Below are 12,496 nucleotides of genomic sequence, written 5' to 3' on the forward strand. Positions count from 1 at the left end.
CGCTTGATTAAGCACTTTTCATTAAATATGAAAAACTTTGAACTCTATATTTTATTGCCTTTTAGCTGACAAAGAGAGTATTTCACACCTCTTAATTTGCCCAGATGGGTGATGAAAAACTTTTATCAGCCTATGACTCTCTAACTTTTCCAATTCTTGGACAGTAATAGCAAAGCTCTCAGCTAGTGTTGCCTGGTTAGGCGTTTTTTTCCGTCTTCTTCTCTCTTGACTGAAAAAAAATTGATTATATTTAGCCCACAAAATAAATACGAAAATATAAATCGTAGCACAAAGAAAATAGTTAAAGAGTGTTCTTGCCGTATCGTCCAACCGACTATAGCCTCCATCATGCAGCGACTGATATTCATGAATAATTAGATAGATAAAACCACCCCAAGCAATGAAGGTTAATATACTATCGATTATCTTTATATGAAGACGAGGTTCTGTAATAACGATGGGTTGATCATTCATTTTTTTGTCCTCTCTATTCCGCGATCTGATTGACTCCATCTCGCCCGTTGCTGTTGTTTTTTCAACATTACTTTAGGGAAAGCAACTAATGTCGTGAATAGACTTAACATCCAATAAACAACTGGAAACCAAATCACCCAGAATAATGACTGAAATATGTTCTTTTCATATCGGTGTTCAATAACTATGCTGACTAAAAATTGCAAAAGACAGACCACTGCCAGCGTAATGCCTGTAAAGTTAGGAGGAAACAGTGTTTGGACGTGAAGATTGGCAGGTAATGTTATAAATTGCCCGACAATAAACAGTAAAACGCTCATCATGTAGGAAAAAGCCCATAAGGTTGAAAACATAAACTCCCCTAATAGCACCCACATCCTTTTGTATTCTAATGACCAAATATTTTTCATATTTTTGACGAAAACTTCTGCCCCACCCTGCGCCCACCGCAAACGCTGTTTCCAAAGCCCTTTGATCGTCTCGGGCATCAATATCCAGCAAATGGCTCGTGGTTCGAAAAAGATCGACCAGTGCTGTAACTGAAGCTTCCAACTGATATCAATGTCCTCAGTGATCATGTCTGGACTCCAATACCCCACCTCCTCCAATGCCGTTCGACGAAAGGCAGTAATTACGCCCGAGACGGTAAACACATGCCCATAAATTCGCTGAGTTCGCTTAATTAACCCTATAATTGACGAGAACTCGCCAACCTGAACTCGCCCCACGAGCGTTGAGCGAGTACGGATCCGAGGATTGCCGGTCACAGCCCCGACACGCGGGTAGTTAATAAGAGGAGCGACTAAAAATGTTGCCATGTCTGGATCGGGTAAGGCATCACCATCAATACAAACTAAAAAGTCACTTTTAGCTGCCGCAGCTCCTGTACGTAATGCAATAGCTTTTCCCTGATTTTCAGCAAGATGAATTACCCTTAAACTTGGATTGTCTTTGGCAAGCTGAGTTAAAATATCCCCAGTGTCATCAGAGGATCCGTCATTTATCGCTATCACTTCAAGGTTGCTGTAGCGCTGTCTTAACGCGGCCTCTACTGTTTCACGTACATTAGGTCCTTCATTATGACAAGGGATAAGCAGAGAGATGAGAGGAGTATCTCCTTCTACTCCGAGTTCAGTATCGGGTACTGTTGACCAATGGCGTTCGCGGTGAAACCAGAAATAGATGCCCCCCGTAATCCATAACGCTGCCATAAAAAGTGGCCATAGAAAGACAAAGTTCAGCATAACTTCACCCGTAAAGGCAGCTGCAAAACCGAGAGGAAAACTCAGTACTAGACAGAGAATAGTGAAAGTCAGAATACGATCAGTCATGAGCAGGATACCAAGCCGAAGAGATATAGGGGCGAATAACGGAGATCGCCGGCTTATTAATTAAAAAATTATCAGGGTAATAACCATAATTCCGCACCCCTAATAACTGTAATGCCTTAATCCATCCAACCAATTTACGGTCGCTAAACGCCTGTGCTGAATCTGGCTGACGCCAATCCACGCTTTGTAACTCGATGATCGTTTTATCCAGCCCATCAGGTATTTGCTGAATACGTTTCACCACCTGGCCAAGCCATTGGGCTTGCTCAGCTGCAGGTATGTTTTCCATATCAGGCATCGCCATGGGTACAGTCCAGCGGTAACTCTTGATAAATTGGGCGAGGTTCTGTGCCGTCCATTGTTCGCTCTCTGGATTGAGGACAGGCTGCGCATAAAGATTTCTAGCCGACTCGATTTGTGGTCCGCGTATTTCCCTGACGGCTTGCATCAGATGAAGGGTGAAATCGATCAGCACTTGGCTCTTGTAAGTACTCCAGCGAGAAAATGTATCTGGCGAATGGCGGATAGCGTCGATCGAGGGCGGGAAACCGGCTGCTACATAGGCTTTCAACGCTTGGTGACTATTGTCTTCAAAGTCAGATAGCACGGCATCATCATGAAATAAGATCCCATTAAAGGAAGTATTGGCTGCGAGGTCTTGATAAATCTCGGTAATTTGTTGTTTAGCTGCATCACTCCAAGGTGAAAGACGCTGATAGGTCCCTTTCGCGTTAGATTGATTACCTTGCCCTGTTACTCGAGGAAGACTGTTATCTAAGTCGAAGGCCAGCACCGGCATCCAAGCAAAGACCTTAACATTCGCTCTATTTTGCAGCTGCCAAGAGACAAAGTTGAAAAGATCAGCGCGAACAGGTAAATGGCGGTTCGGAAAATAGAGTGACTTGACCAAACCATCACCTTTTGGATCGGCAAACGCCTGCAAAAATACATGGGTTACCCGTAAATCGAAGACTCGCTGGATCAGCTTATCGATATTTTTCTGTTGCTGTAGGGGGTTAGGATCATAAACATAATCCAAATCAACATGGATCATTCTGACTGCTGACGGATCCTGTGTTTGAGAAATATTCGTCACAAAACTCTGTAAAGAAGGATTCCCAGAGATTAATACCCGCGGCAGACTCATCAAGTCGCTGGCATTACCTAGCCCATCGTTAAGTGTAAAAGCCAGCTTATAACCGTACTGCTGGGCTATTTTTAGACTTAATCCATTCTCAGCACCGTAAGGCCACACCAGAACTCGGGGAGATTTACCGATAAGTCGTGTTAATTTATCCGTTATTTTTTTGGTGTCTGCGCCAATCCGCTGCTGAAACTGCGCTGTCGTTTCATACTGTTTTTTCTCTGCATTATAGAAGCGGCTCGTCATTGCCGGCTCTAAGCTCCCCTCTGGGTTTGAAGGAATTCCAAAATGGGCATTCCAAGTATGAGAACCTATTTCCACCAACCCAGAATCACTAACCTCCTTCACCATTTGCCAGGTTGCAAATTTCTCTCTTGGCGTAGAGAGACCACCGAAATCAATGGGCTTTTGCATCGGGGCATCGACCCAGCTTCCTACTGGCGCCCACAATGCGGGCCAGTTCCATGCTTTAAGCAGTGGCCACACCCGTGTATAAAAACTACTGTAACCATCATCGAAACTGAATAACACCGCTTTGGGGGGAAGCGTTCCCTTATGTTCGTGAGCGTCTATAATTTGTTGAACACTTACTGGCTGATAACCATTGTCGTGAAGCCAATTCATTTGGTCAATCAACGCACTGGTCCGGACCGCTAAATAGCGTTGATCGGCCCCCCCATCTTCGACGTCATGATAAGCGAGGGTCAAAAAACTATTCACCGGCCATGGTTGCTGTGATAACGGATGCGCTCGTTCAGCAGGTGGTAAAAATGGGACTGACGTCGCCATGCTAACGCGTGGGATAGCCATTAGCGTAAAGACTAGCCACAACAACCAATAAGTAAATTTTTTCATCCTTAAAACCTCAGCGTCATGTCAAGCTGTGCAGACAGAGTGTTCTCATACTGTCCATCCCAAGGCTGGCGACCCCAGTTCAAGGTCAGCCCAGTGGTCAACCGTCTGTTCCATTCAATTTCATGGCCATAGCTTATTTGCGTCGTCGAACCTGTCTTTTGGCCATGTTGTTGATAAATCCCCGTCCCTACACTCAACTCTTGTTGCCATACACGGGTGTAGTGTCGACTGATTTGGTGCGTAAGGGTAAGACCTGGGAGTAATGAGAGATCATTTTTAGGGCTGTAATACGCTACATTTTGGCGACGGTTTCGACTGCCACTGAGTTCGGGCGTAAAGTCCAGGGTGATGCGTGGTGCTGTCCATACTCTTTCTTTACCCGAGAACTGATATTCAATACGATGGTTACCGTCGGAAAAGCGGCTGGGACTCAAGGCTAATTGATACTCACGTCGCTCATTTTGGCGCCACTCAATGCCAACATTAGCACTGTCGGCAGTAACGTGGTTACCCCTCGCGCGTAAGGGGGCTTCAGTCGAGAATCTTGCCGCCTGGCCAGTAACTCGCCAATGGTCATCAAAATCGTGCCAACCTGAGAGCTGGAATCCAGTATGCCCGGCTCCAGAGATCTGTTGATGGTTAACTTCCATTTCAGCTTGATAATCACGTCCTCGCCATTCCACCCCGACGGAACCTGTTGAGGCATGTTTCTTACCTTCTTCGAAACGGCTCTGTTCATATTGATAACCGCTAAAGAGTCGATAATGCGACGCGATCGGTGGCGTATAAAGCCGACTTGTCGTCGAGACGTCTCGGCTACCCGTTACCGGGCTGTTGGAATGTAGACCATGATTGACGCCGACTTGTAACTCCCAACTATGCTGAATGTTACGCAAATCGTTTAATTCTTGAATGGCCGGTGTACTAGGCGATCGCTTTATAAGATCATCAGTCAGCAGATCCATTTGCTGCCACTCTTGCAGCGTTGCGGCGGTATAAGCTTGCTCAGTTTCTAGCGTAATATCATCAGGCATCAAGCTCTCCGCCCGTTTAAGGACTTTTTCTGCATGCCTATCTTCGCCTCGCGCAGAGAGCACACTGGCATATTGAATAGCCAGCCCTTGATTACCCGGCGCAGAAGTCGCTAACCGCTGACTGAGCTGTTGCGCTTGCACAAGATTTTGCGTATCGACCAGATAATCAATTTTCATCGACTGTAACGCTAGCCAACTATCATTAGGTTGTAGGAGAGAAAGCCCCCAGACCTGCGTTTTCCACGGTGTATGCGCTGAGCGTTCTGCTAGATAATCTCCTGCTCGCTGAGTCTGATCACTTTCCAGCAAAGCGTAGAACTCGGTTGAAAAGCGGTTGTCATCTTGCTGCGCAATGGGGACAGGGTACGATGACAAAAGATTTAAGGCTTGTTGCGGCTGTTTACTCGCTAATAAGGCCGTCGCGATCCAGGGTTTGGTGTAGTCAGGAAGCGACTTTTTATCGTGTAAAAACGTTGAATATTCGTCAATAACCTCATTGTACTGTTCCCGCGCGACCAATGCCCCTAATCGGTCAGACCGTAAGCGAGATAAATCGGGTTGTGCATCCTTTACATCCTGCCACTGAGTAGCCAGTTGACGGTAATACGCTAATGCCCGGTCGGCAGCTTCAAAACGGCGTTGGGGTTCATCCGTTTGTATTAAGGCATCACGCACTATGCCGGCTGCATTATCGAGTTGTTGCCCCCTCAATGCTTGCGCAGATAACGAGCGTTGTGGCGCGCTGCGTAAGGCTGGTAGAGATAACCGGTTGAGCGTGTAGAGTTCAGCAAGTCTTGGCGGTATACGCTGGTCGTTGGGAGCGTGTTGCGCCGCTTCGGTCAGTATAAGTAAGGCATCATAGGGTTTCTTTTCACGTTGCCGTAAATAAGCAAGTGAAAGTCGGTAATCAATAGGTTTACCTAAACGCTTGATCTGCTCGGCGGTAAAAGCCGCTGCAGTAAATCGCCCGGCATCCGCTTCAGTCATCGATAATGCGGAAAGATAGTCAATCGTTTGTGGATCACGCTTTATCGCTTCTCGCCAATACTCTATTGCCTGTGGCCAGTGATGCTGATCACGCTCTGCAGAAGCTACTGCTGCGAAGGCTCTGGCGGGTAGCCCAGATATAGAATGATAACGCTGCCATACTGACAGGACCGTTTCGTTATCTTGCCGCCAGCCTGCAACTTGAAGCCAATCCGCAATTTGGTTGACCGTGAGGGAATTGTTACTCGCGCTTTGTGCTAGGTAAGTCATCAGCTCAGCCGTGTGCCCTTCTCTTGCACGCACGATTAATTCGTCGTAAGAACTGCCCTGGGCATCGGAAAGAATAAGTAGCGGAAATACGCATAAATAGGCTGGCCACCTCCTGAATGAGGTCGTTTTATCCCACGAATTACGGTTTATCATCCTTGCCCCCAAATACTCCGCATACACCACGGAATTGTAAAATTTCAATTCAGAAACTCTACTGTGATGAAAGCAAGCATCAATTGAACTTTTACCAATGAGATCCTATTTATTGATAACGAAAATCTATCATTAAATTATGGGTTAAATTTATTTCTTATAGATCAGTCAATTATTCTTAATCGAAGAATTATTGAAATAGTCTCAATATCCCATTACGTGAGGAAATCATTAGAGAATTAAGAGTGGTCTTAAGTTAAAGGGGTTTTAGTTTTAAAATGAGAAAGAAGTTATAAAGTAAAATATTTATATAGGTAGCTAATGTTTACTTTGAGAATAATTAACAGCCTATTTGTTATAAATAAACCAAAGCCTTATTAATTGAACAGATTTTATATCCACGTTAATGATGGAATTTACAGCCAAGAGGTTCTGAGTGAAAATGACAATTACTATTTACCCTCTTCCCCATGTATTTCATCTATAATAAAACCCTTTACTATTTCTACTCAGCCGGAGGAGGGTATATTATAATTTTAGATTATCATCTACGTAGAAAGGACATCTACTTTAAGGCTTATCAAGAAAGACAAGTAAGCAATATTTACTATTAAGGGACAAGATATTTTTACAAATTTAAACGGTATCGTAATCATAAAATTTAACTATTAATAAAGGAAAGTAATAGTAGCTATTAGGAACGGGGAATTATTTTTGAATCGTGACTTTAATCGCTTAATATTTACAAATAAAGTAACTAGCACTGATTGAACCCTACTAAAATTTTAAAATATTCAGGGCGAATCAACCAAAAATCTATTTATGCTGTGACCTAGATACCATACCCATTTTTGATAGCTGGGTCGTAGGTGTCGTCCTTGACAATTTCTCCAGCCGGAACGCGCAAAGCGCGCCCGTTTTATGAGGCTGAGTTATCTTCGTCGTATTCCGGCCAGAGCCGGGCAACGTTAGTGATGTTTTCCGTCGTCGTCCGGGAAAGACGCCATCATCCAGGTCAGTACTGTCTCATCGTGGTTATGGTTTGAAGAAAGACTTTTGAACAAATTAATAGCTCTTTTAATCTCCTCTCCCCTTACCACAGAGCTGGCTTTGTTGGCCATCAAAACAAGTTCTCTTAAAAGGGATACTTGATTGACTTCCTGCTCAGCTCTTATAAGATTGAGTGCTGCCTCTCCGATGATCATTTCTTCCTGATCGTCGTCGTGTGAGAACACTGAATACACCTCCTGATACGAGTTAATGACAACCTCGCTGCTGAGTATAGTCCATAATTGAGAGGGGATTAGAAATTGAGGTAGTTATAGGCTGGTATGTGGTGAAGTAAGTAAAAATTGTCTGATTTATACAAGTTTTGATGGTGTGGATATTATGAATGAGATCTTCCCAATCGAAACCGTAATCACAACTCATTAGCTTTTGCCAAGCAATATGACAAACACATTGCACAGTTATCGCGCCCCCCTAAGACAAATTTATAGATAGTGTCCCTCTGGTTCTGGCGGTTGCTTAGGCTAATTTTTATCCTGGAGAGAGTGCTGTTATCTACGGAAATGGGCGGGCATAAGTTGAAATTAATTATGAATAAAAATGGAAAGACGGGGTCTAGCAGAAGCGGAGATGGTGTCCCCTGCAGGAATCGAACCTGCAACTAGCCCTTAGGAGGGGCTCGTTATATCCATTTAACTAAGGAGACCTCACACGCGAATAGTCTACGTACTGCGAGTCGCGCTGATAATAGCGCGTTTACCGTCAAGCTATCAATCCTTCACAGCGCCATTTTTGGCACTAGCTACTTTTGGAATAAAAAAACACCAACAACAGTACACTTTTCCACCAACTCACCTACGTATCAGCGCATTATCTTGCATAAATATTATGCGCCACTCGTGAAGAAGTCGTACTGACCACAGTGACAATTGATAGAATTTTTTCCGTCGGTGAATGGCGTTTAATAGAATATCGAAACAAATGACGCAACCTATGCGTAAAAGATAAGAGGCTGACAACCGAATATTAAACAATTCTGAAAAGTGAGGGTAAGAACGTCTCATTCCTTAGTCGTTAAAAACCATAACAGTCAATTATTGATTATTTTAACTATCTAAAGCACTACCTTGCTACCTGCTAACATCATTATAGGCTACGTTATATTGATAAAAAATATGTTATTAAGAGGGCCTTTGTTTATTGTCGTCGACAGCGCTCTGAGCACTTCTTTACTTCATCCCAGCACTTTTCCCACTTTTTTCGCCACGAAAACGGACGCCCACACACCACGCAGACCTTAGTTGGAAGTTCGCTTTTTTTCATCAATAGACCTCTATTAACGGAAGTTTCTCTCTATTTCAGTCGCCAAATATAATTGTTCTTTGGCAAAAAAGGAAATATAAAGCGTTTTAAATCTGTTACAGTTCAATGCTCTACGACTACTCTAATAACATAATGGTATAATGAAAACTGTTTACGATAACTACTCATTATGTAATAGTTCTTCACTAAGAAGTATAACCAACATTGATAATATGACTTGATGAAGGGTTATTCTATGCGCAGCAAAAGTAGGATCAATGCACTAATCGGTCTAGCAACCGTTGAATTACTTAGCGCCGATAGCTGTATCTCTAAGAACGATATTTTATATTTTTTGTCGCTACAACGAGATGCTGCCCTTATTAGCCATTATGATTATTGCAGCGTCCGTAATACACTGGATTTAGTTGATAGTCACTAAATTGTCATTTCTCAGGCTAAGCCACTTAAGAGCAAATCACTAGAGTGAATAAGCCATTTATTATTTAATTATAAATGGCAACATAGCGTTAAACCGCGGCTTCACCAAAATATTCGCTCGCCAACTTAGACATCATAATAGTGTCTTGGTAGCGGCCATTTTTCAATGCTGCTTGCCGCTGTGTGCCTTCCACTACGAATCCTAAGCGTTGATACAGCGCAATCGCCGGCTGATTATCGGCGAAAACGCTTAACTCTACGCGTTGTGCTGCTAACCAATTGAAGGCATAATCCAGACCAAACTCGATCAACTGCTGAGCAATGCCGCGACGGGTAAAATGGCTGTCTACAGTAATCCCGAAAGAAACAACATGTCTAAGTCGCACGGCTTTTTCTGTAAAAAGCGTAATGTTTCCTACCACATCCCCATCCAATTCCGCGACAAAACCGATATGTCCAATATTGGGATAATTGAGAATTTTTTGTTCCCAAAGTTCTACTGAGGGGCAAGGCAGTTGCAGTGTATTTTGTTGCGTGGCAGGTTGACCGTAAATCTCAGCCAAACGTACTGCATCTTCTCGAGTCACCGCACGAATCTTAACGCTCATTAGACATCCTCTTAAGAAAATCTAATCTATATCAGAGCGTTAAGTTTCGTACAAGTATTAACATCATTTGCTATTAGAATGAGATAAGGCTAAGCCCGTTTTAAGCGATCAGAAATTTAACGGCCGTTAGGGGTTTCTGGCTCAATCTCATAAGCTTTCTGAACCAATGGATGACGCTTAGCCTCAGTCGTGACTTCTCGAGTCCAGACCTCTTGCATCTGCTGTTGAGTACCTTCTATGATCTCTGCGGGAACGACGTTGCGGTATTGAGTAATTTCACCGCTGACAACACGAGCAATCACATCTGAAACTTGATAAGGATGGAATTGTTCATGAGGGAATGCAATATCCTCATAGTCAAAGACAGTGTCGAGTTTATCTTCCGGCCACCAGTGAGTCCATGCTTCGAACATCCTGTCATTAAAGCCAGTAAGAATAGGTCCGGGATTAACTGTGGCGACTTGTACACCAAACTCCTGCAACTCACTGTTTAATGCCTCAGCAAATCCTTCTAGTGCATGTTTTGATGCAGAGTAAGCGCCAGCGAACGGATCAGTAGTAATGCCCGCGACGGAAGAGATGAAGACAATTTTGCCCTGCTTTTTCTCAATGAATTGACGAGCAAAGTGCTGGGTTAGCAATATCGTTCCGAAAACGTTAACTTCAAATTGTCGGCGGAATTTATCTTCTGGAAGGTCAACCACCGCCCCTCCTTCAGAAATTCCAGCATTATTCACCAATACATCAATCGACCATTGTGCGGCACGTAAGCGATCATTTTCGTCACTAATATCCAGCTTCTCTACCTGAATATTAAGTCCTAGGGAATGAGCTTCATTCTTAAGGGGTTGAATCTGAGCAACAATTTCCGTAGTGGCGATAACATCGTATCCTTGTTTAGCCAATAGGAAGGCGCTTTCACGTCCAAATCCACTGCCCGCACCAGTAATTAATACCGTTTTCTTGCTCATGATCTCTCCTTAAAAGTAAGTTCGACTTAGGCAAATTTAGCCATTGTAGCCGTTCAAAAATCAATCCAACGCTTTTAAGGCTAGTGTAGCTATCGCTATTACGCAACTTGCCGCACAAAGTGGCTTTGTCAGCTACACTTTCAAGGTGGCAGAATATCAGTCCAGTTATTCTGTCTAATTATTACTACGCATCACCAAAATGGGAAAAGAGATGAAGATAAAAAGCTATGCTGCTCCTGCTGCCGGTAAACCTCTAGAATTTTACGAATACGATGCAGCACCACTCGGTGACGAAGAAGTCGAAGTAACCGTTGATTATTGTGGTCTTTGCCATTCCGATTTATCGATGATCGATAACGAATGGGGAATTTCTAACTATCCACTGATTGCGGGTCATGAGGTCTCAGGCCGAGTTTCAGCCTTGGGTGAGAATGCCAAAAATAAAGGTTTAAAGATTGGTCAAGCCGTTGGCATCGGTTGGTCAGCAAAAAGCTGTTTACACTGTGATGCCTGTATTCGCGGTAATCATTCCAATTGTGAATCGGGTACAACACCTACCATTCTGAATCGCGGCGGCTTCGCTGAAAAAATTAGAGCAGACTGGCAGTGGGTCATTCCGTTACCTGAAGCCTTAGATCCAACCCTCGCCGGTCCTTTATTATGTGGCGGGATTACCGTTTTCAAACCACTATTAATGAGCCAAATTAATGCGATGAGCCGCGTTGGGGTCATCGGTATTGGTGGACTAGGGCATCTAGCGGTTAAGTTACTTAAAGCGCTGGGTGCAGAGGTTGTCGCCTTCAGTTCAAACCCAAGCAAGAAAGATTCAATTCTTGAATTAGGCGCTGATGAAGTCGTGAATAGTCGTGATGCAGAAGCATTAAAAGCGCAAGCTGGCCGTTTCGATTTAATTATCAGCACTGTTGCTGTCGATCTGGATTGGAAACCTTACTTCGATGCACTGGCTCCTGAAGGTAAATTCCATACTGTTGGCGCGGTGATGAAGCCTATTCAGGTGGCCGCTTTTGATCTTATTGCAGGCGACAAATCCATTGGTGGATCGTCAACCGGTTCTCCTGGCGAATTACGTTCACTGCTGAAACTGGCCGCGCGCAAGAAAATTACACCAAAAATTGAGACCTTCCCAATGTCCAAAATCAATGATGCTTTAGAGCATCTGCGTGCGGGCAAAGCGAACTTCCGTGTTGTACTTAAGGCCGATTTCTAATTTTATTGAGGATGGGGAGGCATTCTCCCCATCCTACTGCTATCGTCTCTCTCCGCCCCTAACTGCCCTGCTTCAATGAAATTTTCTTTTTCCCAGCATAAGTTACTTGAATTTTATCTCACTTATGTCCACATTAGCCTGTGTCCTTAACTCATTGCTAGTGGTAGATAACTGTGAAAATTGAGCCAATTACTCTTGAACAATGTTTAGATCTCCGCCAACACGTATTATGGCCGGACCGCCCACGGGAATCATTACGTCTAGCGGAAGATAATGACGATACGGCTCGGCATTTTGGCTTATTCGTTCAGGATAAATTAATCAGTTGTGTATCTTTATTCATGACGAATAATGATTGCTGGGTTATTCGTAAATTCGCCACTTTAGAAGAGTATCAATCACGCGGTTACGGCACTCAACTTCTGCAGCAAACCCTAGCCATTGTTGATCAAGCCGGAATCAAAAAAGTCAGCCTTGATAGCCGCCGTACGGCTATTCGTTTCTATCAGAAATCAGGCTTTCAAATTTGTAGCGAACCTTTTATTAAAGATGGCGTGGAATTCGTCAAGATGCAGCGCTACACCGATTTAAGTTTACAGTAGTAAAAGACCACCTTCTTAGAAGGTGGCTTTCGAGAATGCCCCCTGTAAGGGGGCTATTATCACATTCCGCTTACTACTCTAGCAATTC

The 12,496-nt window shown here is 43.8% G+C and carries 11 protein-coding genes and 1 tRNA gene; 3 read left to right on the plus strand and 9 right to left on the minus strand.

What is annotated here, in order from left to right; translation table 11 throughout:
• Positions 1 to 51: 51 nt before the first annotated feature.
• The 7 genes from pgaD to QJR74_RS09630 form a co-directional block, all read right to left on the minus strand.
• Positions 52 to 474 carry a poly-beta-1,6-N-acetyl-D-glucosamine biosynthesis protein PgaD gene (gene pgaD / locus QJR74_RS09600; RefSeq protein WP_304371638.1) on the minus strand — a complete coding sequence of 141 codons (423 nt, stop codon included), beginning with the start codon at positions 472 to 474 and terminating at the stop codon, positions 52 to 54.
• Positions 471 to 1,805 (minus strand): poly-beta-1,6-N-acetyl-D-glucosamine synthase, encoded by a 1,335-nt coding sequence (pgaC, locus tag QJR74_RS09605; protein WP_304371641.1) that lies wholly within the window; start codon positions 1,803 to 1,805, stop codon positions 471 to 473. Before pgaC ends, pgaD begins: the two co-directional genes overlap by 4 nt.
• Positions 1,798 to 3,804 (minus strand): poly-beta-1,6-N-acetyl-D-glucosamine N-deacetylase PgaB, encoded by a 2,007-nt coding sequence (gene pgaB, locus QJR74_RS09610; protein WP_304371643.1) that lies wholly within the window; start codon positions 3,802 to 3,804, stop codon positions 1,798 to 1,800. Before pgaB ends, pgaC begins: the two co-directional genes overlap by 8 nt.
• A 2-nt stretch (positions 3,805 to 3,806) precedes the next feature.
• Positions 3,807 to 6,248 carry a poly-beta-1,6 N-acetyl-D-glucosamine export porin PgaA gene (gene pgaA / locus QJR74_RS09615; protein ID WP_304371645.1) on the minus strand — a complete coding sequence of 814 codons (2,442 nt, stop codon included), beginning with the start codon at positions 6,246 to 6,248 and terminating at the stop codon, positions 3,807 to 3,809.
• A 968-nt stretch (positions 6,249 to 7,216) separates the two neighbouring features.
• Entirely contained in the window at positions 7,217 to 7,483 is a 267-nt protein-coding gene (locus tag QJR74_RS09620) for a hypothetical protein (protein WP_304371647.1), read from the minus strand.
• A 404-nt stretch (positions 7,484 to 7,887) separates the two neighbouring features.
• A tRNA-Arg gene (locus QJR74_RS09625) sits at positions 7,888 to 7,962 on the minus strand.
• Positions 7,963 to 8,453: 491 nt separating this feature from the next.
• The gene (locus tag QJR74_RS09630) at positions 8,454 to 8,579 is read right to left on the minus strand and encodes a DUF2256 domain-containing protein (protein ID WP_304371649.1); all 126 of its coding nucleotides are present in this window, start codon (positions 8,577 to 8,579) and stop codon (positions 8,454 to 8,456) included.
• Between the two features lie 235 nt (positions 8,580 to 8,814).
• Between QJR74_RS09630 and QJR74_RS09635 the strand changes: the two genes are divergently transcribed.
• A complete protein-coding gene (locus tag QJR74_RS09635; protein WP_304371651.1) occupies positions 8,815 to 9,000 on the plus strand; it encodes a hypothetical protein in 186 nt (61 codons plus the stop codon).
• 88 nt (positions 9,001 to 9,088) lie between these two features.
• On the opposite strand, the gene QJR74_RS09640 is transcribed toward QJR74_RS09635, so the two are convergent.
• Both QJR74_RS09640 and QJR74_RS09645 read right to left on the minus strand, forming a co-directional pair.
• Complete coding sequence (locus QJR74_RS09640; RefSeq protein WP_304371653.1) at positions 9,089 to 9,607, minus strand: GNAT family N-acetyltransferase; 519 nt, start codon at positions 9,605 to 9,607, stop codon at positions 9,089 to 9,091.
• Between the two features lie 116 nt (positions 9,608 to 9,723).
• Entirely contained in the window at positions 9,724 to 10,578 is an 855-nt protein-coding gene (locus tag QJR74_RS09645; protein ID WP_304371655.1) for an SDR family oxidoreductase, read from the minus strand.
• Between the two features lie 211 nt (positions 10,579 to 10,789).
• Between QJR74_RS09645 and ahr the strand changes: the two genes are divergently transcribed.
• On the plus strand, positions 10,790 to 11,806 hold the full coding sequence (gene ahr / locus QJR74_RS09650; protein ID WP_304371657.1) for an NADPH-dependent aldehyde reductase Ahr: 1,017 nt from the start codon (positions 10,790 to 10,792) through the stop codon (positions 11,804 to 11,806).
• A 173-nt stretch (positions 11,807 to 11,979) separates the two neighbouring features.
• The gene (locus tag QJR74_RS09655; RefSeq protein WP_177173158.1) at positions 11,980 to 12,408 is read left to right on the plus strand and encodes a GNAT family N-acetyltransferase; all 429 of its coding nucleotides are present in this window, start codon (positions 11,980 to 11,982) and stop codon (positions 12,406 to 12,408) included.
• The last annotated feature ends 88 nt before the right edge of the window (positions 12,409 to 12,496 follow it).

Origin of the sequence: Tatumella ptyseos, from assembly GCF_030552895.1 — a bacterium.
In the GTDB taxonomy this organism is placed as follows: domain Bacteria; phylum Pseudomonadota; class Gammaproteobacteria; order Enterobacterales; family Enterobacteriaceae; genus Rosenbergiella; species Rosenbergiella ptyseos_A.

Bases quoted from the DNA above. Each gene is read 5' to 3' on its own strand.
- pgaD (WP_304371638.1), bottom strand. From the start codon at position 474: ATGAATGATCAACCCATCGTTATTACAGAACCTCGTCTTCATATAAAG.
- pgaC (WP_304371641.1), bottom strand. From the start codon at position 1,805: ATGACTGATCGTATTCTGACTTTCACTATTCTCTGTCTAGTACTGAGT.
- pgaB (WP_304371643.1), bottom strand. From the start codon at position 3,804: ATGAAAAAATTTACTTATTGGTTGTTGTGGCTAGTCTTTACGCTAATG.
- pgaA (WP_304371645.1), bottom strand. From the start codon at position 6,248: ATGATAAACCGTAATTCGTGGGATAAAACGACCTCATTCAGGAGGTGG.
- QJR74_RS09630 (WP_304371649.1), bottom strand. From the start codon at position 8,579: ATGAAAAAAAGCGAACTTCCAACTAAGGTCTGCGTGGTGTGTGGGCGT.
- QJR74_RS09635 (WP_304371651.1), top strand. From the start codon at position 8,815: ATGCGCAGCAAAAGTAGGATCAATGCACTAATCGGTCTAGCAACCGTT.
- QJR74_RS09640 (WP_304371653.1), bottom strand. From the start codon at position 9,607: ATGAGCGTTAAGATTCGTGCGGTGACTCGAGAAGATGCAGTACGTTTG.
- QJR74_RS09645 (WP_304371655.1), bottom strand. From the start codon at position 10,578: ATGAGCAAGAAAACGGTATTAATTACTGGTGCGGGCAGTGGATTTGGA.
- ahr (WP_304371657.1), top strand. From the start codon at position 10,790: ATGAAGATAAAAAGCTATGCTGCTCCTGCTGCCGGTAAACCTCTAGAA.